This window comes from Butyrivibrio sp. CB08 (assembly GCF_003625485.1).
Taxonomy (GTDB): domain Bacteria; phylum Bacillota; class Clostridia; order Lachnospirales; family Lachnospiraceae; genus Butyrivibrio.
Genome location: NZ_RAIR01000007.1, coordinates 18,533 through 42,675 on the forward strand (window position 1 = coordinate 18,533; position 24,143 = coordinate 42,675).

A 24,143-nucleotide genomic window follows, 5' to 3' on the forward strand; every position below is an offset into this window, starting at 1 on the left:
TGTGTATAATACATAAAGATGGTTTTGAAAAAACCAGATTAAATAAGAAGAAATTAAGGATCTAAAAATGAAAAAAACTATTATTGTTATGCCTGTTGCCAATGAAGAAGCAACAATGGGTGATATTCTTGATAGAATTCTTGCCCTTCCCTACGATAACCTCTATGTTTATCCAGTAATCGACAATTATTCCAAGGACAACACCCAGGGAGTAATTGAATCATACGAACACACAGGACGTGTAAAATGTATATTCCACGAGAAATCCCGCGGAGTTGTCAGCTGTTATTTATATGGATTTAAAAGAGCTATCGAAGACGGAGCTGAACAGATAATCGAAATGGATGGCGGCGGAAGCCATCTCCCTGAGGAGATCCCACAGTTTATCGAAGCCCTTGATCGTGGCTACGACTGTGTATGGGGATCAAGATTCATAAAGGGAGCAGGAATGGAAAACGATCCTCTCTACAGAAAGATCCTCAGCTCAGGAGGAACCATTTTATCCAACCTTGTTCTCGGAACAAAACTCAAAGATATGACAAGTGGTTTTGAGGCTTTCAAAACAAGCATCCTTTCAGGCATGAACCTGGACAACTTCCTTTCAACAGGACACATGTATCAGACAGAGATGCGCTATTATTGCAGGAACCTAAGCACTGTTGAAGTTCCCATTCACTACACAGCAGGTGGTTCCAGCCTTAAGTTCAAGTCTGTTACTGAAGCGCTTCGAATACTGTTTATGTTAAAAGAGAATGAAAAAAGGGTTATGCCACTTCAGTAACTACTGCTTAGCTCAAGGACTCAAAGAGACCAAACGCTTTTTCAACGGTGACATCAGAGTTGTAATGCTGATGTTCACCCCATCTTCCGAGTCCATATACTCTTCTTTCTGAAGACCACTTAAGGAGCCTATCCATTATCTGCGGTTTATCAACTGTGTTTAATGGGTAGGCGTATTTATTCATATACTTAAAGTTCTCGTTTGAACTTACTGCGTCAATTCTCTCTTTATTGGTCTCAGTCCAGTATCCCCTGCTGCCCGGGCAGAAGTTATGTCGTACCAGGATCCTGTGGTACGAAAGCTTCGGATCAGGATAATACACCCACTGGGATTCAGTATCCAGATTCTCAGGATGATATTCCGTCTGTATAGAACTGTATTTTAGTCGCTTTATATCCCTGACCAGTTCATCTGGCATGCCACTGATATCAGCAAACTCAAGCCATGGAATGGTTGTGATTATCACGTCGGCGGTATATTTCTCACCCTCTGTGCTGGTCACTGTGCGGGAGTCAAAATCTATACTGCTGATGGCCGTGTTATACACTATCCTGTCCCCAAGGCTATCAGCCATTCTCTTCCACAGCTCACCATATCCATACTTCTTGGGATAATAGAACTGAGTATGTCCAGGATCTTTTCCATAGGGCTTCTTTTCAAGGCATGACAAAAGAGTCTCATCAAAGCTGACATTTGGAAGCTTCTCAAGCCAGTATGTTCCCAGTTCATCCAGGTTCTTGCCAAACATCTTACGATTGTATGGAAGCATATAATCTTCAGCTATCTTTTTTCCCAGCTTCCAATATATCCAGTCCACAAACTTCTCTGGCATTGGTTCTCCGAGATTACAGCCTGCAACTGCGATAGATTTCAGGTACTCCACCTGATCCTCCAGTTTCATCTGCCAGATATTAGCTTCTATAGGCTGACCAATAACATTTCCGTTGACATGAAGTGTGGTCTTTCTATCATAAAGATCCCACTCTTCTTCTGGCATGAACCCAAACAGAAACTCATTGACCTTAGGTCTTCTTACATCAAGAAAGTGTCCACCGCCAATATCAAAAGGTGATCCATCCACATCTGTAGATCTGCAAAGACCACCTGCCTCAGATTCTTTTTCCAAAACCAGAAAGCTGTCTTCGCCGCTTAGTAATAGTTTGTTTGCTACTGTTAGTCCTGCCGGGCCTGCACCCAATATAAGATATTTCATTAAAAACCTCTCAAATACTTTTTATCGCGTTTTAAACTGAAAGCGCACGCCTTGCGCAGTTGACCCAGAGCTCTATCTGAAGCCTGAAAGCATTTATGAATTCTACCTTGCCAAATACCACCTTGTGGTCAGCAAAGTCCACGATCTTCTTAAAGCCTAATCGAAGTCCCTTTATGTGGGCCCTTCCAAGACCGTGTCTGGTATAGAATGCGTGCTTGATGATAATTCCCGCCAGGATCAGCGGTGCATTGATGATCACCTGGAAAACCGGCATGTTCTTGTAAATAAGGAAAAGGTTATTGGCTGCTGTGAGCTCAACCTTAAATTCATTGTATCTTGAGCCGCTGGTTCCGCTTCCTGCGTGGTACACAACAGCTTTTGGCTCCATGACGTTGGCGTAACCCTTAAGGCGGGCTCTGTAGCCTATATCCACATCCTCGAGATAGCAGAAATGCTCTGCGTCAAAAAGTCCCACTCTCTCGAAGTATTCTCTTCTGTACATCGCAGCTCCTGCGCAGGCGCTGGTCACAGATTCCCGGCGACAGAACTTCGCATTGTCAGCATCCTTGCCCGGAGTGAAAGCCCATCCAAGGGCACAGTACAGATCTCCACAGTCGTCGATGTTATGGGGTTCTTTGGTCTGGAGCATCTTAGCCTGGGCGGAAAAGAGCCTTTTCTTGCCGTCCATTACCCTGACAAGGTTTTCAATTGCTCCCTCGTCGCAGAATGCATCGTTATTAAGCAGGAATATGTAGTCACTGGGTGTAGCCTCAATGCCTATATTTACGGCATTGGCAAAGCCAGTGTTCTCTTTAAGGGCGATGAGCTGCACTTTGAAGTGATGAGAGCCACCAGTTACCTTAGCAGTCTGTGCTGAAGGATTCTCCGCACACCACCTGTCTCTTACAAACTCTGCACTTCCATCCGTTGATCCGTTGTCCACCACGATAACATCAAAATCCCTGAAGGTCTGCTTTTTTAGCGACCTCAGGCAGTCATCTATGAACTTCATTCCATTGTAGTTAGGTATTACCACTGTAACTTTTGGCATATTTTCAGCCTTTCTGAATCCGCCAGTTAATGGCGGGCTCTGATTACTTTGCGCATTTTGTTACGAACTTTGGATCCCACATTACGCGTAGGCCCCTCTTGTGAACCTCCGCTGCAAACTTAAGGGAGAGCTTAACGATTTCCTCCTGGGGGAGAGCCGCAAGCACAGCATTGACACCAGCATCGCTCTCAGTAAGTCCGTTCACATATTTAATTCCTGTAGCATCCTCAAACGCCTGTACAAGGTCATCTCTTACTGCTATACATCTGATATCAACTGCGTAGGAATCCTGCTGAAGCACGGCTCTGTGCTGGAGTCCGCCGCTGTAACCTTCCGGGAGTCCCGCAAAAGCCAGGGTTCCATCCTTGCGGTACATTCCTCCGCAGATACGATTTTTCTTATCAAGGATCTTACCGCCGATGCATCCCACATCCGGCCTGGATTTAAAGAAGGCTGCATCGCCATCAGCATTGGTGTTGGCGCCATCTCCTGCCAGCCCATCATAGTCCAGCCTGTAAAATCCAACGTGCTGCAAATGCGCCGCCTTAGCTGCCATTCCATATCGTTCCGCAACATCCTGCAGTGCCAGGCGTCCAGCCTCATATGCATAGGACTTGCTGGCAGGATTAGCTGCCGTTGATCCCTGATGGCATCTCCAGTGGTACAGTACCTTGTCTATGTGTACGATCTGGTTTGCCGCAAGAGGCATCTGCAGACAGCTCTCTGTGCAGGCCCGTAGGAATAAGTCATAGTCCTGGGCTCCATCGTACTTGCTGCGGAGCTTAAGTCTCTTTATCACATCTGCCCTCAGCATGGTGAAGTGGCAGATATAGTTATTGGAAAAGAGATAATCCATATTGAAAGAGGGCTTCTTGTGGCACTCGTAGTACCTGCCCTTAACATCGTCAAACTTATCTTCGTCGGAATAGATCAGCCTCACCGGACAGTCAGAGAACTTCACAAGCTTGTAGCTCTGCATGCTCTTTCTGATAACGCGGCTCATCTCATAGAGTGCATCCGGAGTCAGCACATCATCGTGATCAAGAAGTCCGATGTAATCACCAGTAGCCTTCTCGATTCCAGGATTGGTGTTGTCAGAGATCCCGCCGTTTTTATCAAGCTTCACGTACTTTATTCGGGGATCGTCCTTGGAGTACTCCGCCACGATCCGTCCCACATCGGGTATAAGAGATGCATCGCTAAGTACAAGTTCCCAATTTCCGTAGGTCTGAGCGATAACAGATTCAATCATGGCACGCAGGTACAATTCCGATGTATTAAAAAGAGGCACCACAATGCTGAAACGCAGCAGGCACCCCGATTCTGCCAGAAGCTTGTACTCCTGCTTCTGCTCCCTGATCACAGCCTCTGAAAGTGGAACGAAGGTATACTTCTCCTTCCTGTTCAGAGAGAGCCTTTCAAGAGCAGCAAAAAATGCGGCCCTATAACCATTGCGCCTCGCGTATGCAATTGTCTTAGTGACCGCATTTCGTATGCTCATGTAAAAATCCGCCTAGAATTTATTTTGCGCTAATCGCTGTCTCCAGCAGGCTCTTTATCCCACAATAGCCTTAACTGCTGTTGTAAGCTCGTCCTGAAGCTTAGCGGCATCCGCAAGATCTTTTCCCTTAACACCCATGTAGAACTTGATCTTAGGCTCAGTTCCGGATGGTCTTGCACAGCACCATGCATCGTTATCCAGAGCAAAATACAGAACATTGGAAACAGGAAGTCCTGTGGACCCTTCCGCTCCAGTAGCCATGTTCACGGTCTTACCAGTCTTGTAATCCCTGAACTCCTCTACCTTCCATGCGCCAACTTCCTTAGGAGGGTTGCTCCTAAGTCTGTCCATAAGTGCAGCGATCTGCTCAGCGCCTTCCTTGCCCTTCATGGTGATGGAGTACTGGCCTTCCTTGTAGTAGCCGTACTTCTCGTAGATGTCGATCATAGCATCCCAAACGCTCTTGCCCTGCTTCTTGTAGAAAGCAGCAAGCTCACAGAGCATCATAACTGCAACAACAGCGTCCTTGTCTCTTGCGTGAGTTCCTGCTAGACATCCATAGGACTCCTCAAGGCCGAATACGTAGTTGTAAGACTGTCCGTTCTCCTCGAAGATCTTGATCTGCTCACCAATGTACTTGAATCCAGTGAGAACCTCGATATAGTGAAGGCCGTAAGCATCTGCAATTGCCTTAGCCATGTTAGTTGTAACGATTGTAGTAACGAATGCAGGTCTCTCTGGCATTGTGCCTGTAGCCTTGCGCTCGCTAAGGATGTACTCACCGATCAGCATTCCGGACATGTTACCTGTGAAAGGTACATATTCTCCGGTCTTAAGATCCTTGGCATAGATTCCAAGTCTGTCTGCATCAGGGTCGGTTGCAAGTACGATATCTGCATCCTTCTCTTTTGCCAGCTTAAGAGCAAGTTCGAAGGCCTTAGGATCCTCAGGGTTAGGATACTCAAGAGTTGTGAACTCTGGATCCGGCTCTTCCTGCTCAGGAACAACGAATACGTTCTTGAAGCCAAGCTCCTTGAGAACTCGCCTTACAGGAAGGTTACCTGTGCCGTGGAATGGTGTGTAAACGATGGTGAACTTGTCAGCCATCTCATCGATAACATCCTTGTGGATGATCTGCTTTTTGAGCTCAACCATGTACTTGTCGTCGATCTCCTCGCCAAAGCTCACATAGAGTCCCTGGGCGATGGCGTCCTCTTTTGACATGGTCTTAACATCGTGATAATCAGTGATAGCTACAACTTCGCTGATGATTCCGGTGTCGTGAGGTGGTGTAACCTGGGCACCGTCCTGCCAGTAAACCTTGTAGCCGTTATATTCTGGAGGGTTGTGTGAAGCAGTTACCATAACGCCAGCGATACATCCAAACTCTCTAAGTGCAAAAGAGAGCTCTGGTGTAGGGCGAAGAATATCTGAAACGTAAGCCTTGATGCCGTTAGCTGCAAGACAAAGTGCAGTTTCATCAGCAAATTCAGGTGAGAACTTTCTGCAGTCAAAAGAGATTGCGACACCCTTTTTCGCTGCATCAGGACCGCCATTTTTCTTGATGTAGTTTGCAAGACCCTGAGTAGCCTTACGAACAGTGTACTTGTTCATCCTGTTGGTACCTGCGCCGATAACTCCGCGAAGTCCGCCAGTACCGAACTCAAGCTCTCTGTAGAAACGATCCTCAACCTCTGCCTCATTGTTTCTGATGGCAAGGAGCTCCTGTTTGGTCTCCTCATCGAAATAGTCGTCGTTTAACCAATACTCAAACTGCTTAGTTGCCTCACTCATGCTAATTCCTCCTAATAAACGCAATTAAACGCCCGAAAACGGTTTCTCGGACGTTTACAGTATACCATAATTAAGCTCTAAGTTGCACATCGGGCAAAAGAAATATCAGCGCCACTCCCATCCTTCTTCATCAACATCCTGCCTGAGTATCTCAACATTTCTGTCCCAGCTTGCATAGTCAGGGTCCTCTCTGTGATCAGGTATGAGTTCTCTGCCATAGCGCTCCAAAAGATCATATCCATAAAAATCTGTAACAAGGCAGCTTCCATAGTAATTGACATGGCCTGCGTCATACATATTATCTCCCTCAGTCATATTTAGCCCAAAGGATTCAATATGCTTGAAGGTATTATCAAAATAGATGTGGTCATTGCCGTTTTCCTGAAGCTCTTCCACATACTGTTCAAGCCAGTTGTATCTCTCATCCTCATGCTGCGCTACGCCTTCAACCATCTCAGTGTTGAGAGCATAGGGCACAGCCGTGATATACAGCTCTATGCCATTCTTTTTTGTGTAATCGATGATCTTCTTAAGAAACTTCTGGGACTTCTCAGATGGAGGCAGAACACCATTTGAAAGAGAATCCGGGTAAGTCACATAGTGGTCAACACCAAAGCGGGGCACAAATCCCTTAAAATCTTCGTAATTTTCAAAAAGCTTGCCAAAGTCTCCAAGCTCCACACTTGTATACTGATCATGATATCCAAAGAATCCCGGGAAATACTTGTTCCACAGCTCGCGCTTTCCGTCAAAGCTGTCATGCATCATCATCAGCTTGTTAAAAGAAAACTTGAAGCCGTACAGTGAATCAGACAGATAGAGATATTTGTTCTTGTAATCTTCCTGAAATGCTGCAGCTGAATAGAAATCCAGCACAATCACCTTGGGCTTCTGCGTCTTGCAGGCCTCAATAATATAGTGATAAGTGATCCAAAGTGGCTGCTCAGCTGAAGAATAGTCATAAGCAGCAATTCCGTAGTCCTCCCACAGCTTGGCGGTATTTATGCCGCAGTGCACATGACTTGATCCCACAAACAAAACATCTATTGTATTCTTTGGCTGGTCATAGATGCTTATGCTCTGCATGACGCCATGCTGGCTGACATCTTTAAAAAGGCTGTCCGACACAGCTATAGTACCCACCAGCATCATCAGACTGATAAGGCAGGCGGCTATCTTTTTTACATTTCTTATATCCATTTCAATCCCCTGTAAAAACTCTTTTCCAAGTAAGAGCTAGAAGTTCATATAAACAAATTCGCGGATCTCCGCGCCAGATCCATACTGGCCAAAGATCAGTACCAGAGACATGATCGCTGTAAGAAGCACGAGCCTTCTGTTATCACTAAGGCCAGTGATCATAGCTACTGCTGGTACGGTATCTCTCTTGTATGAGTACGCATCCTGGAAGGTCATAAAGGCTATGGTAATCCATGCGATCCACCAGTCCATGGTCCTAAGCCCAAGTATTGCTGCCCCTTCAATATGCATGCCAGCAAAAAATGAATTGGCATTAACAAAAGGGATCATACCCTTAACAAACTCCATTCCCTGTGAAAGGGAGTCAGCTCTGAAGAATATCCAGGCAAAAGAGACACATAAAAAGGTTATCACCCTTCCAACATTCCCTTTTACAAGATAGTTAAGCCTGGTCTTCTGCAAGATACTTGTCAAAACATTAAGCACTGCGTGGATCATACCCCACACAATAAAGCTAAGGCCTACGCCATGCCACATTCCGCAGACCAGGAATACAATTATTGTATTGATGTGCTTCCTGACTATTCCCTTCCTGTTTCCACCAAGAGGAATGTAGATGTAGTCCCTAAGGAAATTACTTAGAGATATGTGCCATCTTCTCCAGAAATCCACAATGTTTTCTGCCATGTAAGGTGTCCTGAAGTTCTTTGTTAAATCTATTCCAAAGAGCTTGGAAACACCTATCGCAATATCTGTATATCCCGCAAAATCGCAATAGATCTGGATCGTGTACATCAGTGAAGCCAGTATCAGTGTTCCTGCGCCATACAGTGATATATCAGAAAATACTGTATCTACCACTACTGCCAGCTTATCCGCTATGAGAAGCTTGAGCACCAGTCCCCAGACAATATATGAAGCCGCATGTGTAATACGGTGAAAAGAGAAATTCCTGATATTGCCCTGATATTGAAGCTGACTTATAAAAGAGTCAGCCCTCTCAATTGGTCCGCTCATCCACTTTGGGAACCACACCATGTAAAGAGCAAAGTTCAAAAGTCCAACTGAAGGAGTTATCTTCCCCATATAAATGTCAGCAATGTAGCTGATGCTCTGGAATATGTAAAAGGAAAGGCCGATCGGAACCGGCAGTGACAAAATGCCAGTGCTGACATCGATTCCCCTGCTTCGCATCATATGTGGAATATACTTCCATCCGATGAGGACCAGTACAAGAACAGCTATACTCAGAGCCATTACTGCTTTTCCGGTTTTACCGCTTTCTTTTTGGGTAAAAAGAGCTCTTCCAGCCTTCCAGGTAAAGAGCGTAGCCACAAATATCGCAGCAAGTCCAAGAACTCCACCCTCCACGTAGATAAAGAACATGCTTCCAAAAAACAGTATCCATCTGCGATAGCTTCCCTGAGTAAAGTGAAACAGGACCATCATCAGGATCAAAAATGCTATTGTTGTTATCTGTAAAGTCATTTAAAAACTTCCTTTTCTGACAAATAAAAAAGCAGAACATGAATAGAGGCCCAAAAGCCCTCGATTCATATTCTGCTACATATATACGAATCTTTTCATGATTCAGATTATTCACTTAGTTGGATATAAAGTGACATAATCTGTATCCTAAAAGCCTTAGCGTCTCCGCTGTATATTGCAACAAATTCCCCAACAAAGATTATTATATCATCACTTCAGTAATCAGGGCAATGACTACAGGCGTCTTACCTGATTTTTCTGCAATGAATTTCTTTGTAACCTCACTTATTCCCTGGGTAACCCTCTCATCAGTAACACCTTGTCCTATAAATCTTGAGAGCTCTTTTGATATTACTTTTTCCAGATCTTTTGAGAGCTCATCAAATTTCTCGTGGTCCAAAAATCCCCTGCTGGTAAGCTTTATCCCCGAAGCAAGCCTTCCGGAATTTTTGTCCACACAGACTTCTGCCACAACTATTCCAGATTCAGAAAGCTGCTGCCTGTCTCTGATGATAGCCTTATCAATGGATCTCTTTTCATAACCATCGATAAGTATCTCCTCAAGCGGTACCCTGCCAGTCACCTTACAACTATCCTGTGACACCTCAACAATATCACCATTGTCTATAAGGAATATATTATCTGATGATATTCCCACTTCAGCCGCTATCTTTTTAGCTTCTCGTCTGAATCGGTAATCTCCATGAGCTGGTATGACAAACTTGGGGTGGAGCATATTGAAAAGAAGCTTTAGCTCCCCGGAACATGCATGGCCAGTGGCATGGAGATCCTGAAACTCCACTCTGGTCCCACTTTCCTCAAGATTGTTCAAAGTGCGGTTAAACTCAACCTCATATCCCTGGATCGCCACCGAACTAAAGAGCACCACGTCACCATCTTTTATCTTGATAAAAGAGTGACTGCCTGAGGCAATCTCAGAAATCGCCTGTACAGACTCACCGTGATTACCTGTGGTCAGGAAGATGACCTCACCGTCTCTATAATCATTGATACTGTCTGCATCTATAAGCACATCTTCATAGGCATCAACATATCCCAGTTTTTTAGCTATAGAAAAAACATCAAGTAAAAGCTGACCATCCAGAACGATCTTCCTGCCATATTTTTTGCCCAGGTTGATGATCTGCTGAACACGGTCAATATTGGTGGCAAAGGTGATAATGATCAGACGGTTTTCTTTATACTTGTTAAAAAACCTGTCCAGCTGCTCATGTACATAGTACTCAGACCTGGAAAAGCCTTCCATAGACGCATTGGTACTGTCTGAAAGAAGCGCCAGCACGCCTTTTGATCCAATGGCGGAAAGCCTTGAAAGGTCAGTACTGGTACCAACGACAGGGGTCATGTCAAACTTGAAATCTCCGGTATTTATGATTGTCCCCTGGGCTGTATATATAGCCAGCATGGCAGAATCCGGAATACTGTGATCAGTCTTGATAAATTCAACTTTGAACCCGCCAACCACAATAGTATTTCCAGTCTTTATGGCCTTGGTCTTTATCCCCTTTATCCCGAAATCACGAAATTTCTTTTCCACCATTGCTATGGTAAGTGGCGTTCCGTAAACAGGAACTTTCAGGTCACTAATAACATATGGAAGAGCACCTATGTGATCCTCGTGGCCGTGGGTCAGTACAAATCCCTTGAATCTGTCGATGTTGTCTTTAATGTATGACACATCCGGAATCACTGAAGAGACTCCTGGCATATTGTCAGGCGGAAAAGACATACCACAGTCGATAGCAATTATGCTATCCTCAGACTCTATCAGAGTCATATTCATGCCAATCTTGTCAAATCCCCCAAGGGGAATGATCTTAATATTCTCTGCCACGTATATCTTACTCCCCGCTTCTGAAGTACTTCCATGCAGTAAAGCCATCAAACGCTACTTCTTTAACATCTATTCCAGGTCCATATTTTTCGTTAATGTACATAAGCAGATAGCCCATTCTCTCGCCGCCACCTACATAGTACATATCATCCCTGTCAGCCAGAGATCCAAACGCATTGGTTATTCCATGCTGATGAGCATAATACATGCCATTTGGCGCAGGAACTACATATCCTCCTGCCGCAGTAACATTGGAGTAAAGCCCTGCATAACGCCTGTCAATTTCCATGATATTTCTGGCTCCGTTAAGTCCGCCAAACATATCATCAGGGCTTACCACAAAGAATCCATCAGCCTTGCTTATCGCCTGAAACAGTTCATAGCGATCAGTATCTGAGTATGCGTAGTTATCATAGCTATAGTCCAGAGTTTTAGCCTGCCAGATAAATACAACTACAACTGTTGCAACAGATGCGCATACACAAAGAGCTTTCCATATGGGCTTCTCATTCTTATCAGATGCTGAACCAGAGCTCTTCAAATGCTCTATTATCATTTTCATATCAGGCATTACTGCACTTCCAAGAACCATCAGTAAGCCCGCAAGCCAGGAGCCATATTCCACTCTCCACAGCGGCCTTCTTATATTCGCCAGATAATAGCATTCCATGAAAATCCCGCCCGAGAGCACAAGGATGCCTAACAATTCAATGTATTTTTTCCGCCTGATACAATAGATAGCAGACAGAACAATGACAATTACAGTGACTGCAGCAAGGGGCCCCTCTTTGAACGCGTCACGGATAACCACAAAGGTGTCTTTAACAATACCGGATTCAAGACGTATCCGATCAATCCTGGTGGATTCACCGATCTCTTTTAAGAGCTTGATCTTATCCACAGAAAAATTATCTACGTCATTGTAGTACCACATATCCAAAAGCTTGAAATCCCACTCTGTAAATCCAGCTTCAAGATATTCTTCTTTATTCCATTCAAAGTTATAATTTCCAAAATCTCTTTTATCAGTATAGATCCTGTCCCTCACATAATACTCTTTCCACTCAGGATCAAGGGCATAGGTATAGTAGTTAGCCCCAAGAGATAAGAGAACTCCAAAAAGAGGTATAAGCAGAGGCAAAAGAATCTTGCTGCGATTCTCAGACTTTATAACAGGAATCAGGACTACAGCAAGCGCCACAAGGGCAAACGGTAGCAAAAAGAAGAAACCTTCCTTGCGGACAGAATAGGAGATCAAAAACAGAAAAGATGCCACAAACAATCTCACAAAATCTTTTCCGCCTCTGTATATGAAGCTGAGCATTAAAAGAAAACCTGCCCCGGCATACATTGCAGCATTTTTGGAAAACTGGATGCTGATATAAAAATCTCTTGCAAAGAACACACTTACTAAAAATGTAATAACTGCTGATCCCAATAGATCAAATTCATCTGAAAGGACAACAGCGATAGAGATTACAGATATTAAGCTGATCACAAGATCGGTCCACAGATAGCAATTAACATTTCCAAAAACAGAGTACAGGGCTTTTACCAGATGGCCTATGATAATACCACTGCAAAGAAAGTACTGTGATCCCGGATCACCATATGCACCAGCAGCGATCATATTCATTGCGATATCATCATTGTCTTCATAGTACAATCCACCAAAGTTAATACTCAAAATCCAGACTATCAGTGAAATAACTATGATAACAGGTAGCTTTAATCTCTTTTTGATCATTTACAAATCCTTCCAATCCAATAAAAAATTACCACTCTTCAATACTCTTGACAGCCAGACTATCAGGATCGAACAGGAAAACTCTCAAACTATAATCCTGAGAAGAGTTATTATCAGTGTATATAACTTCATCATCTAGTAAAAAGGTTCCATTGCCGTTCTCATCCGGATGATATGTAAGATTTCCCAGGGAAAGACTAATGGCATCGTCTCCGGAAAAGAAAGACGCAGAACTCATAGGCTCTCCACCGTCTCCTTCGATCACGATAACATCAGTATCCTCAGGTATTTCCCAGTAAAATGCAGTGTCACCAAAGGAACACAAAATGTCTCTTAATGATCCATCAGTCTTGACCATATCTTCAGGAACTCCAAGGGAATTCATAGATTCAATGTAATAATTATAATCAAGCATTCTGGCATCATTTATCTGAAGCAGTCTTACGTTATTAGGGCGTTCAAACATACCATATGCAGCAGAATATGCCTCTGCTGATCCGAATGTCAGGATCTCTTCCTCGTCAAGGAACTGATAGTCAGGGTTCTCAACGAACTTGTCCATTGCCAGGAGACGATCGTGTACAAAGCTTCTGAATCTTGAAAGCCTTGCTTCCTTAATCTGCGTATCAGCAATTTTCCATCTGTCGCACTCCCTTAGATACGCCCCAGAAGAGAACAACTCATCTTCATACATTCCTATCAGTTCATCAATATGTTCATCAGACCAGGTTGTTGCTCTGATACCAAGATATTTTTCTCTAAGCTTCTCAGAAAAAGCTTCCTGATCAACTCTTATGACGTTTCCTACAATGCCGGCATTGATAAGTGACATGTCCTCTGGTGAAAGAACATAGGCTTCACCGAGATCACTCTCATCGCTGAAATATCTTCCAAAAGAATAATCCATATCCCAGGGAGCATAGAGCAGTCTGTAATTACCATCCTGATTATCCAAAAGCAGATACTGATTACAGAAAGTATTGTCGACTCCCTGAATAAAATTGATATATAAAAAGATATCAACTATATTGTCCAGGTCAATGAGACTGTACAATTCATCCTTGTTATCACGACATTCATAAGCTTTGATCAAAAAGTCTCTGAACATCGTAAAACTCTCATCTTTCTGCCCGCTCTCTATAGTAAAGTTATTCACACTTCCGGACTGACTTACATAAAATGGAGCATATGGTACCTGATCCTGTTTGAAGTACAGAACTCTGTCTTTGTTTTCTTCAGAAGTTCCGATCTGCTCATTGCGGAGTTTATATCCTAATGCATAAATTCCGCTGTATCTGCCATTTAAAAACACCTCGATGTATTTAAATTCTGTTCCAAGATTGATACTATCCCTGTTGTCCAACGCAAAGGACTCTGCCCATAAATTGGTGCAAAACAGGTCTCGTACTCTCTCATCGTCTGCGCACATGGAAGTAAGGATCCAATCATCATCAGAAGGCATCCCTAATAGAGACATTCTATTGCTATGTATACTATTTGCTGTACTGCGGGTAAGAGACAACTTATATGACCCTTTGGGATTCATAAAACTGCTCTTTCCCCTTCGATGAATAAATCCATCTGATACTGACAGTTTCTCCTTGGCATCAGCACCATTGTCGTAGAGCTTCATATGCATGCCGATCTCATCTCTTGTATAGGGGATCTCTTCATCAGTATCTATAGCCATAACTGGTAATGATGTGAATTTAAGATGAGCTGTCTGATATCTGGTCTTGTCATAGACAATAAAATCCATGCTTTCATTTTGAAGCATGAGATCCTGCGAAATCTCTTTTTCACAGAACATGATATCAACGCTGCTGCTATAAGAATTGATCTGAATGGATGGGTTAAAAGAGTCTAACCCACCCTCAGAAACAGAGTACAGATAAAAATTTTCTTCGCTATCATAGATGAGTTCCTGACCGTCCATAAAGATACTGTATAAAAACTCATCGGTTTCTATACGATCCTCCATCAATGCCAGATATTCATCTTCACTAACAACATGCTCTGTGAAAGGCTCTTTATGCTTATCACTAAACACATAGGCTATAAAAAAGAGCATAATGCCCACAAAAAGCAGGCATATAATAATCCTTTGTCTTTTACTACTCATCGATATACCACCAACTGTGTTCTGTGCCTTACTGAACTCTAAGGCTCGAATATCCTTCCACATTCAGGCTGTAGTCACTTCTATCAAGGGAGAAGTTAGGGTTGTAGTATGGATCTCCCTTATCAAGGACTTCCTTCCACTTGGTCCTGAAGTGCTCAGACTCCTTGTCGTAGCGGGCTGCGTTCTTGCCCTCAAGGTCAAGACCACGGGAGAGAGACTCATAGTGATAGAGCTCTGCAAATGGTGTGAAGACGTTGAGGTATCCTTTTTCGCGAAGCTTAAGACAGAAGTCCACGTCGTTTAAGCTAACAGCAAATCCTTCATCGAATCCGCCAACTTCATCATATTTCCTGCGGCTTACCATGAGGCATGCGCCTGTTACAGCACTGACATCCTGGGCATAGCAAAGTCTTCCCATGTATCCAAGGTTCATGCCTGCCTGGCCATAGTGTGAATGGCCTGCTGTTCTGTGGGCACCAAGTCCTAGAACCACGCCAGCATGCTGAATCTTTCTGTCCGGGAAGTAGAGCTTACCTCCAACTGCGCCAACATCCTCTCGCTGAGCATACATAAGAAGCTCCTCGATCCAGTTAACAGTGATCACCTGGGTGTCATTGTTAAGGAGGATGATGTAGTCACCAGTTGAATTCTTAACGCCGTAGTTAACTACAGCCGAGTAATTGAAGCCCTCAGTGGTGGCTGCGCCGCTATTCTTTTGCCACTCTGTGAAATCTACTACTTTTACGACGTCCTTAAGTCCGCCGTTCTTAAGCTCCTCGTAGTAGCCTCTTATTTCGCTGCCCTTGGAGTTGTTCTCAACAACGATGATCTCATAGTTGTCGTAAACAGACTTCTCATATATTGAATCAATACATCTCTTAAGATCCTCTGCGTGCTCGCAGTTAGGGATTACGATGGAAACCTTTGGGGTTCCTGTTACTTCGTAAGTGATCTTAAAGATGGTCTCAAAAGCTCTTGTGCTTGTAATCTTGAAATGATCATAGCCGTGACGGCGAAGGTGATCTGCCACAGCACCTTTAGCCGCCTCAATTGCATAAGGCTTGGCAGAGATATCTGATGCAACAGAAGCTGCATGACTTCTCCAGTAGTATAAAAGCTTTGGCACATGAACGATGTGCTCTGCTCTGTCAGTGAGACGCAGGATCATATCGTGGTCCTGGCTTCCGTCAAATTTAGGTCTAAAGAGCTCTGTTCCATCAAGAAGTGTTCTCTTGAACACGCTGAAATGACAGATGTAGTTATTGGCTCTTAAATTGTCGATAGCATAGTCTGGCTTAAAGTGCATGGTGATCATCTTGTTGATGTCATCATTTTTAAAGGTAGTCTCATCGCAGTAGATATAGTCTGCGTTCTCCTCATTGATCGCCTTCACATACCAGTAGAGAACTTCAGGATGAAGGATATCATCATGGTCAAAGAGTCCGATATACTCGCCATCAGCAAGCTCCAGACAGTGATTGGTGTTGCCTGCGATACCTTCATTCTTGACAAGCTTCTGGTACTTGATCTTGCAGCCTGCTCCATCTAGCCCCTTAGCTCTTTCGTCCTTCTGGTACTCCTCAACGATACTCTTAACCAGCGCCTCGTGCTCTGCATCTGAACCATCTGCAAGGCACAGCTGCCAGTTCTTGTAAGTCTGTACCAGAACTGACTCCACCATGTCTCTTAAAAACTTCTCTGGTGTGTTGTACAGTGGTACAAGAATAGATATCTGAGGCATCTTCTCAAATACAGCTGCCTCCTGCTCTTTTCTTGTCTCTTCAGAAGGGAAGCTCTCTGTTCCGTAGTGAGTCATGGCCTTCTTTTCGATCTGCTTGTACTTGATCTTGGCAATAACTCCGCGCAGAGACCCCTGATTTCTGATCCTATCACGCTGCCTGATCACCCAGTGCATGGCATTTCTGGCTGGTGTAGATGCCTTCCAGATAGGATTGTTCTTGATCCTGTTGAGCTTAAATTCAAGCTCCTGGTTCTTGTCTTCCAGCTCAGCGATTCTTCCAGCAAGTTCTGCAGCCTTCAGCTTCTCTTTCTCATATGCAGCTTTATAATCTAACTCGTCTGACATTTAAATCTCCTAGTTTGTAGCTTTGATCTTGAGTATATTTGGCACCCAGTTGATGAGCTTGGTGCGGCTGGTCTTGTCGATTGCCAGCATTCCGATCTGGTAGTATCCAGGTGGCAACAGCCCCTTCTTGATACGGAGCTTGTAGCCTGTCAGGTCAACATTTACCTGATCTGCCAGTCTAACCCTGATGTCAGGTCTGTACCACACATAAGGAGTGAAGCTGTACACCTTTGGTCCTACAGGACCTGCGCCGTCTTCGTAGCGCTGCACAAGTCGAAGCACCAGCTTTTTCTCAAAGTGTGCATTGTCTGAACCGATGACAAAGCTGTATCCCTTGAGGAAATATCCTTCCTCATTGCTCTTGGCAGTTACGCCGTAGAGCCAGTTGTCCATGGTTCCGTTGTACTCGCAGCCGATCCTCAGGCACTGATCCTCACGGGCTCCGCGAATACCATGCTCGTGGATGCTGGCTGTAGCATATGGAATATCCTCAGGAGCAGTGTAGTCCTCCTTAGGAATGATGGCAGAAATAGTCTCATCCTCTGTAAGGTGAGGTGAGTAGAATGGATCCACGTTGTAGAGATGGTTGTGCCTGGTCATAAGGGTATCACCTTCTACTGCCAGTCTCTCCATCTTCTTGGGATCAAGGTTATCAAGTCCTCTTGTCAGGGACTCGTGATGCAGCAGATGAATATGATTGCAGCATACGTTGTAATAGCCCTTCTCATGCATGCTGTAGCAGAAATCCACGTCGTTAAAGGCAACCTTAAGCTCCTCAGGGAATCCACCCACATCATTGAACTTCTTGCGACTCACCATAAGGCAGGCTGCTGTAGCTCCGATCATGTTGTGTATACCACGGTTGTAGCCAAAGTAGTGACTCTTGTTGTCGTGCATCTTCTGAAGCTTGTGCACAGGGCCACGGCGAACATTGGCAATTCCTGCATGCTGAATAAGATCAGTCTCAGGATAGATGAGCTTGGCTCCAACAACGCCCACGTGCTTAAGCTGTGCCTGTGACAACATCTCTCTCATCCAGCCTTCCTTGACGCATTCGATGTCGTCGTTAAGGAACAGCAGATAATCACCAGTAGAGTTCTTCACTCCCTGGTTGCACATAGCAGAGAAGTTAAACTCCTGAGTCTTATAGATATAGTTGATCTTGGTCAAACCGTTCTTACGCTCTGCGCGGCTTGCATAAACGCCGTACTTAACACGGTTTGCGGCACTACTGCCATTATCAATAATGACGATGTCGTACTTGATGTTGTCATCGCCTGTTGTTGCAATTATAGAGTTGAGGCACTGCTGAAGCACCTCAGGATGATCCTTGGATGGAATAATGATGCTGACTGTCGCTGGAGACAGCAGCATATGTCTTGAAGTATGGAAGCTCCTACCGTAGAACACATCCTGCTCTGGATTTCGGTGGAACAACACTTCCCTTATGTGACCAATTGGGAACTCGAGACCGGTTCTTTTTCCAAAGGCATGCTCATGTATCGCCAGCATGCAGAACAATACGTCTGCAGACAAAAGAGATGCCTCCAGCCCTGTCTGTTCAACAGAACCCTTCTTGTGCGCAGTACCGCCAAGCATTCTCACAGCATTGTCATACTCCGGTGCAGATTCATGCATAACAGATGCTCTGCAGGCAAAAAAGCTGCCGATGTAGAAAGCGTTAAGATATGAATCAGGTGACCAGTCCGGCTTAAAGTAAGGATGGATATACTTACCGCCCTTTCCAAGTTCGTCCTCGTCGCCATAAACCACGTTGTGCTCAGGGTGGGCGATGAAGTACTGCTTCACCACGTCAGCGGCCTTCTTGACCAGCTTACCCTTAGGGCTCACAAAGAGATAGACGCATGTTTCGTCCTTCTTGTTGTCCTGAACTTCCCAAACCTTGCCATAAGGCACAACCTTTACAGTAGGCGTAGGGAGCTTTTTTGGAACCAGTTCACCGTTTTCTGCAGTCTCATACTGAACCGGTGCCTCTGCCTCCTGAACAGGCTCTTTTTCCCTTGCCCTCTGCCACTTGTCGTAGGCAGAAGCCTTGGATGCCAGGAGCTTATTGTATTTATTTGTCTGCTTCTTAACCAGAGTCCCTTTGGCCAGGTCTTTTAACATATCCCCTTAATCCCACTCCTCGTCTTTATAGAAGCGCTCCTCGCGCTTTTGTTTGATCTTACCTTTGATCTTGCCGATGATATCTTTGCCCTTTTTTGCTTTTTCCCCAACCGGCTCATCGGCATGTATTGACTCTGCTATGGCACTTGCTGCATTAGCTGGAATCAGCGTTGTGAGCAAAGTCAGCTTTAAGTGATTCCTGTCCATCTTGCTTGGTTCGTTTTCAAGCCCGAACTCGATGTTAGGGTCATCACTGTTAAATACAAACGAATCATCTGAGATCCACTGGCCGTTCACCGGATGGATCGAGATGTGACAGGTGTTGTCTGAAATGGACTTGTCATTCCATGTGGCGTCCATGATGGTCACGATGCATGGTGCAAAGGCAGGATCCACACGAACTGTCCTGCAGTCTCCTGAAACCCGAAGGTCCAGACTGATCTCATTCTTCTCATCGTAAACCTCTTCAGGGAAGAAAGAATCGTCCTCTGAGTATCCTTCGCCCTCGTCAAGGTAAACCTGCACGCAGTCGTCTGGTCTTGCAGCATTAGCGCCGCCCTGAAGCTCTTTTGGAACAATTGTCTTTCGTCCGATTCCGCGCCAGATCTCAACCATTGACTTGCGATTGCCAGTAACGTACTTCTGGAATGCGTACTCTTCTTCAAGGAGATCCTGCATCTCTTTTTCTGTAAGACCCACTCTGTTGTAGATAGGCTTAGGGTCGAAGTGATCTCTTTTCCTATCCTCAAGCCTGTAGCAGTACATCGCTCTCCAGAGCTGGTCCTTGACCGGAATGCACTTGCCGTAGGTCCACTCGTAATCAATGATGGTCCAGATAGGTCCATTGACCATGATATTGGAAAAGATAAGGTCGTAGTCCGAAACCGGATAGTCGGGCTTGTGACCTATTCTCTTGATATACTCGCCTATAAGGGCTGTGAAAGCCTCTTCGTCGTCCCTGTCAATGCACTGATCAAGAAGGGATGACAGTGGAACGCCGTTGACAAAAGAGAATACGGCGCACCCTTCAGTTTCGTTGATCTGACAGTCATTGATCTCCAGATCACCGCCCCTGTACTTCTCTATGAGGCCAAGGTAAGCATCCCTGATGCCAAGGACATGCTCTTTTGCTGCCTCTGAAAGAGGGAACTTCTTGATGACCTTGCGGCCAGCGCGATCGATGGCAATGTCTGTACGGATCTTAAATTCATCAACTCTGTCGTTGCTGTATTTACTGTAGATAGTATCAAAGCCGGGACCGAGGATAACTTCAAAGGAGTTTGCAAACTCCGGATACATCTTCTCTTTAACCAGCTCTTCGTAAGCTTTCTTCTCGTTAAAGAGGATCATTCGGTCGCGGTCGAAGTTTCTGACGTTGTCCTGAAGCTCTCCGTGCCCAGGCAGATAGCTGTCTGAATGAAGCAGGGTCATGAGCTTGTAGTCAGGGTATGGATAATAGAAATGGTACTCATTCATGCCACACTTCTTGAAGATGTTGATGAGTCCATTCCTGCTAAAAGTCCTTGCAACGGAATCTGCGGAGTACCCTTCGATTCCAGTAAAGTAGCTGCCAAGGTGATCCTCAGCGCAGCCAGCAAAATACTTAAGTCCAAGACGGTTCTCGATGGCGATGACAATTCTGCCGCCCTTTTTAAGGTGGCGGTTAAGCATCCTGAGGAACCTCTCGTAAGGAGTGTCAGTGCCAATGTAGCCCTGGCCATACTCAAACACACCAATGAGGAAGATATAATCAAAGTCCTTTGGAAGGTCAGGTTCAATATCCCTGAAGTTACCAACATGGATTGTTACATTGTCACAGTCAGCGTTTCTGGTAGCGTTGATCTCAGAACGACGGCGGGATAAGTCACATGCCACAACTTCCCTTGCCTTCTTAGAGAGCATTCCAGTGATGGCGCCACAGCCAGAGCCAACTTCCAGAACCTTGGCGTTAGAATCCATAGGGATCCACTCAACGATATTTGAGCGCTGCTCAGAAAGGTGGTAAAGGATAGGCCAGCTATTCCTCTCCTCGATCACCTGCTGATACTCTTCTTTTTTATACTTTTTGACTATCTCAAGAAGGTCGTTCTCTATAGCGCCGTCGCTGTAGAGGTCAACCCCTGAGTAGTGTTTGAAGTTAAGGGACACGCCCCCTATCTTGATCTCTTCCTGCATGTAGTTTCCTCTGTTTATTGTTTCCTGGCCCAGGGACAATATATTTCCATTTGCTCATGTTGAGCCAAACACTCCGCTGAGCCCTGGACATCAGGCGTTGGCATCGGAGACGGTACATTTAGTCTCCATGTCGTAGTAACCGACGGTGTTTTTGTCGGATACTACAGTTACATTTAACGCGTCATACAATCTATGGTACACAGTGAAGTCATTCTGCTCAAAGCCAGTAACTCCAAAGCTCAGGAGATACTCACCACCCTGCAGCGTCATCTTCTGAGTGAAGGTAATATCCTTCTCATCGCCAGCCTTAACTGGTTCCAAGAACGCCTTCTCCACCATGGAGTTAGTTCCGGTGATCTCAATACCCATGATGTTCTTAAAGGTAAATGCGAAGATTGGTGCTGCCACGTCCTTGGTGAACTTAACCCGCATGTGAACAGTGAACTCGGAACCCTTGATGATTGAGTTGCTGCGAGTGCCTTTTTCATCAGTTACATAGTAGTCGGTGATGGTTGCTGCGCCGTCGCCATATTCCAGAAGGTCAGGGTTCTCCTGCGGATCCTTATTTCCAACCTTGGAATCAGCCGTATCGCCACCTTTGTTCACCTTGTCGTCAGCCTTCTCAGCTGCGTCTGCTGCAGCCTTTCTGATATCTTCGTCATCAAGCAGATTCTCCACGTCGCTCTTTGGAAGTGGATACTGTCCTACAAGGACCTGCTTGTAAATGTCGATCATCTTCTTTGGAGTACCTTCTCCAAGAAGTACACCCTGGTTCAGGAGAACTGCTCTGTCGCAGTACTTGCTGATACTTGAGAGATCGTGGGATACAAAGAGGATAGTCTTACCCTGCTTCTTGAACTCCTCAAACTTGTGGTAGCACTTGGCCTGGAAGAATACATCTCCTACGGAAAGAGCCTCATCGACAATAAGGATCTCTGGGTCGATGTTGATGGCAACCGCAAAGGCAAGTCTTACAAACATACCACTTGAATATGTCTTAACAGGCTGATACACATAGTCTCCGATATCCGCAAACTCTAATATTGCATCAAGTCTCTTGGTGATCTCTTCCTCTGAGAAACCGATCATCATACCGTTTAGGTAGATGTTGTCGATTCCGTTGTACTCCATGTTAAAGCCTGCACCCAGCTCAAGGAGCGCTGAAATGTGACCATCCACGGTAACTTCGCCGCTTGTAGGTGACAGTACTCCTGTAATGATCTTGAGGATAGTAGACTTTCCAGATCCGTTAGTACCGATGATACCAACAGTCTCGCCCTTCTTGACTGAAAGAGTAACATTGTTAAGGGCAAGGTGCTCCTTGTACCTCTTCTTTCGAAGGAGTCCCATAGAGTCCTTGAGCCTGTCAATGGGCTTGTCATACAATCTATAAACCTTCGTCAGGTTTTTTACTTCAATCGCAGTATCTTTATCCATAAATTTACAGCACGTCAGCGAAGTGCGTCTTGCTCCTCTTAAATATCAGGGTTCCAATACAGAACACCGCAACCACGAAAATCCAAAAATATGTTGAAGAATAGAAATGCTCAAAGAACCAGGATTCGCCATAAATTGTATTCCTGAAGCCTTCAACAATGTATGACATCGGGTTTAGCTTGACGATCCATTTATACTTGTCCGGAACAATATCAATATTCCACAGAATTGGTGTGGCCCACTGGAACAGCTGAAGTCCGATTGAAATGATCTGCAAAAGATCCCTGAAGAACACCACTATTGCAGAAGTCGCATAACTTATGGACAACACCAGAATAAATTCGCACCCTATGTAATAGATCAGCTGTAGCCAGTAGATGCTTGGATAATAGCCATATATGCAGGCAATTATCATCAGTACGCATGTGAAGAACACATGAATAAACATGGCTGCAATGATCTTGATGATCGGAAGAATACTTATTTTGAAAAGAACTTTTTTAACCAGGTAGTTGTACTCAAGAAGTGAGGTAGTTCCATTGGTAAGTGCCTCAGAAAAGAAAAACCAGGGAACAAGGCCCGCTGTCAGAAACAATACGTAAGGAACAACAACGCCGTCTGACACCGCCTGTGCTCTGGATTGGAATACCCTGTCAAAGACAATATAGTACATGCAAACAGTGACCACCGGCTGTGCCAGTGCCCACACGATTCCCATATATGATCCGGCATATCTCTTCTTAAAGTCGTTAACTGCAAGTCTCTTGATGAGCTTCCTTGAGTGAAAGAGCTCAACTGGCAGTATCAGAAGCCTGTCATACCAAATGAAAACCAGAATGCAGCTGATGCCAATAAGCACACAGCCACAGATCTTTTTGAGCATGGCAGTATCCGCATCCTCTAAGGGATTGTTATGAAAAATGAGAAGAAGCGCCAGCACCAGTGCTAACGCATAGAAAGCTCCAAGAGCTATGCCCTTGGAGATTTTCTTTTTATTGCCCATCAAAACTCCTTGATTCCTCCCCACTTAGTATCCCTCTCAGAAAGGTTAAGTGAAACACCCTCAACAAGTGGCCAGTCAATACCTATATCCGGGTCATTCCACATAAGGCCACCCTCATCGCCAGGTGTATAAAAATCTGAACATTTATATGCAAACTCAGCATACTCTGACATTACGTAAAATCCATGTGCAAATCCCTTTGGTACAAAGAACTGCTTCTTATTTTCCTCTGACAGCACCACGCCGTACCATTTTCCAAAGGTCTTGGAATCACGTCTAAGATCCACAGCTACATCAAACACTTCACCTCTTAAGCAACGAACCAGCTTATCCTGTGGATGGTTGATCTGATAGTGAAGGCCCCTTAAAACTCCCTGTGAGCTTGCAGACTGATTGTCCTGAACAAATGGTACATCTATTCCAGCTGCTGCAAAGTCTCTCTGGCTGTATGTCTCCATAAAATATCCTCTGGCATCTCCAAACACCTGAGGTGTAATGACCTTAAGGCCCTCAATTTCACATGTCTCTACAGTAATCTTACCCATAGCTACGTAATAATCTCC

At 44.8% G+C, this 24,143-nt stretch carries 16 protein-coding genes; 1 reads left to right on the forward strand and 15 read right to left on the reverse strand.

The genetic code is table 11. From position 1 onward, the window contains the following. The first annotated feature begins 67 nt into the window (after window positions 1-67). The gene (locus tag D6855_RS12235) at window positions 68-781 is read left to right on the forward strand and encodes a glycosyltransferase (protein WP_120741494.1); all 714 of its coding nucleotides are present in this window, start codon (window positions 68-70) and stop codon (window positions 779-781) included. A gap of 7 nt (window positions 782-788) precedes the next feature. Here the strand turns inward: D6855_RS12235 and D6855_RS12240 are convergent, their stop codons facing one another. The 15 genes from D6855_RS12240 to rfbC form a co-directional block, all read right to left on the reverse strand. Then, window positions 789-1,994 (reverse strand): protoporphyrinogen/coproporphyrinogen oxidase, encoded by a 1,206-nt coding sequence (locus D6855_RS12240; protein WP_120741496.1) that lies wholly within the window; start codon window positions 1,992-1,994, stop codon window positions 789-791. Window positions 1,995-2,025: 31 nt separating this feature from the next. Continuing rightward, window positions 2,026-3,045, reverse strand: coding sequence for a glycosyltransferase family 2 protein (locus D6855_RS12245; protein ID WP_120741498.1), 1,020 nt, complete (start codon window positions 3,043-3,045; stop codon window positions 2,026-2,028). Between the two features lie 43 nt (window positions 3,046-3,088). Beyond that, a complete protein-coding gene (locus D6855_RS12250; RefSeq protein ID WP_120741500.1) occupies window positions 3,089-4,546 on the reverse strand; it encodes a glycosyltransferase family 2 protein in 1,458 nt (485 codons plus the stop codon). 54 nt (window positions 4,547-4,600) lie between these two features. Further along, window positions 4,601-6,340 carry a phospho-sugar mutase gene (locus D6855_RS12255; RefSeq protein WP_120741502.1) on the reverse strand — a complete coding sequence of 580 codons (1,740 nt, stop codon included), beginning with the start codon at window positions 6,338-6,340 and terminating at the stop codon, window positions 4,601-4,603. A gap of 105 nt (window positions 6,341-6,445) precedes the next feature. Continuing rightward, entirely contained in the window at window positions 6,446-7,540 is a 1,095-nt protein-coding gene (locus D6855_RS12260; protein WP_120741504.1) for a hypothetical protein, read from the reverse strand. Between the two features lie 36 nt (window positions 7,541-7,576). Further along, window positions 7,577-9,028 (reverse strand): MBOAT family O-acyltransferase, encoded by a 1,452-nt coding sequence (locus D6855_RS12265; RefSeq protein ID WP_120741506.1) that lies wholly within the window; start codon window positions 9,026-9,028, stop codon window positions 7,577-7,579. A 202-nt stretch (window positions 9,029-9,230) separates the two neighbouring features. Next, window positions 9,231-10,931: a ribonuclease J gene (locus tag D6855_RS12270; RefSeq protein ID WP_120741508.1), complete on the reverse strand. Its 1,701-nt coding sequence runs from the start codon at window positions 10,929-10,931 to the stop codon at window positions 9,231-9,233. After that, entirely contained in the window at window positions 10,891-12,630 is a 1,740-nt protein-coding gene (locus D6855_RS12275; protein ID WP_120741510.1) for a hypothetical protein, read from the reverse strand. Before D6855_RS12275 ends, D6855_RS12270 begins: the two co-directional genes overlap by 41 nt. Before the next feature lie 28 nt (window positions 12,631-12,658). Then, complete coding sequence (locus tag D6855_RS12280) at window positions 12,659-14,752, reverse strand: CotH kinase family protein (protein ID WP_158589521.1); 2,094 nt, start codon at window positions 14,750-14,752, stop codon at window positions 12,659-12,661. A gap of 28 nt (window positions 14,753-14,780) precedes the next feature. Continuing rightward, entirely contained in the window at window positions 14,781-16,838 is a 2,058-nt protein-coding gene (locus D6855_RS12285) for a glycosyltransferase family 2 protein (RefSeq protein WP_120741514.1), read from the reverse strand. A 9-nt stretch (window positions 16,839-16,847) separates the two neighbouring features. Further along, complete coding sequence (locus tag D6855_RS12290; protein ID WP_120741516.1) at window positions 16,848-18,965, reverse strand: glycosyltransferase; 2,118 nt, start codon at window positions 18,963-18,965, stop codon at window positions 16,848-16,850. Window positions 18,966-18,971: 6 nt separating this feature from the next. Then, a complete protein-coding gene (locus D6855_RS12295) occupies window positions 18,972-21,140 on the reverse strand; it encodes a class I SAM-dependent methyltransferase (protein WP_120741518.1) in 2,169 nt (722 codons plus the stop codon). Window positions 21,141-21,230: 90 nt separating this feature from the next. After that, complete coding sequence (locus D6855_RS12300; RefSeq protein WP_120741519.1) at window positions 21,231-22,577, reverse strand: ABC transporter ATP-binding protein; 1,347 nt, start codon at window positions 22,575-22,577, stop codon at window positions 21,231-21,233. Between the two features lie 4 nt (window positions 22,578-22,581). Next, window positions 22,582-23,580, reverse strand: coding sequence for an ABC transporter permease (locus tag D6855_RS12305; RefSeq protein ID WP_243111927.1), 999 nt, complete (start codon window positions 23,578-23,580; stop codon window positions 22,582-22,584). After that, the gene (gene rfbC, locus D6855_RS12310; RefSeq protein ID WP_120741523.1) at window positions 23,580-24,125 is read right to left on the reverse strand and encodes a dTDP-4-dehydrorhamnose 3,5-epimerase; all 546 of its coding nucleotides are present in this window, start codon (window positions 24,123-24,125) and stop codon (window positions 23,580-23,582) included. Before rfbC ends, D6855_RS12305 begins: the two co-directional genes overlap by 1 nt. Window positions 24,126-24,143 lie beyond the last annotated feature (18 nt).

Excerpts from the sequence above, each read along its gene's own strand:
- D6855_RS12255 (WP_120741502.1), bottom strand. The coding sequence starts at position 6,340 with ATGAGTGAGGCAACTAAGCAGTTTGAGTATTGGTTAAACGACGACTAT.
- D6855_RS12265 (WP_120741506.1), bottom strand. The coding sequence starts at position 9,028 with ATGACTTTACAGATAACAACAATAGCATTTTTGATCCTGATGATGGTC.
- D6855_RS12250 (WP_120741500.1), bottom strand. The coding sequence starts at position 4,546 with ATGAGCATACGAAATGCGGTCACTAAGACAATTGCATACGCGAGGCGC.
- D6855_RS12235 (WP_120741494.1), top strand. The coding sequence starts at position 68 with ATGAAAAAAACTATTATTGTTATGCCTGTTGCCAATGAAGAAGCAACA.
- rfbC (WP_120741523.1), bottom strand. The coding sequence starts at position 24,125 with ATGGGTAAGATTACTGTAGAGACATGTGAAATTGAGGGCCTTAAGGTC.
- D6855_RS12285 (WP_120741514.1), bottom strand. The coding sequence starts at position 16,838 with ATGTCAGACGAGTTAGATTATAAAGCTGCATATGAGAAAGAGAAGCTG.
- D6855_RS12260 (WP_120741504.1), bottom strand. The coding sequence starts at position 7,540 with ATGGATATAAGAAATGTAAAAAAGATAGCCGCCTGCCTTATCAGTCTG.
- D6855_RS12295 (WP_120741518.1), bottom strand. The coding sequence starts at position 21,140 with ATGCAGGAAGAGATCAAGATAGGGGGCGTGTCCCTTAACTTCAAACAC.
- D6855_RS12245 (WP_120741498.1), bottom strand. The coding sequence starts at position 3,045 with ATGCCAAAAGTTACAGTGGTAATACCTAACTACAATGGAATGAAGTTC.
- D6855_RS12240 (WP_120741496.1), bottom strand. The coding sequence starts at position 1,994 with ATGAAATATCTTATATTGGGTGCAGGCCCGGCAGGACTAACAGTAGCA.
- D6855_RS12280 (WP_158589521.1), bottom strand. The coding sequence starts at position 14,752 with ATGAGTAGTAAAAGACAAAGGATTATTATATGCCTGCTTTTTGTGGGC.
- D6855_RS12270 (WP_120741508.1), bottom strand. The coding sequence starts at position 10,931 with ATGGCTTTACTGCATGGAAGTACTTCAGAAGCGGGGAGTAAGATATAC.
- D6855_RS12275 (WP_120741510.1), bottom strand. The coding sequence starts at position 12,630 with ATGATCAAAAAGAGATTAAAGCTACCTGTTATCATAGTTATTTCACTG.
- D6855_RS12300 (WP_120741519.1), bottom strand. The coding sequence starts at position 22,577 with ATGGATAAAGATACTGCGATTGAAGTAAAAAACCTGACGAAGGTTTAT.
- D6855_RS12290 (WP_120741516.1), bottom strand. The coding sequence starts at position 18,965 with ATGTTAAAAGACCTGGCCAAAGGGACTCTGGTTAAGAAGCAGACAAAT.
- D6855_RS12305 (WP_243111927.1), bottom strand. The coding sequence starts at position 23,580 with ATGGGCAATAAAAAGAAAATCTCCAAGGGCATAGCTCTTGGAGCTTTC.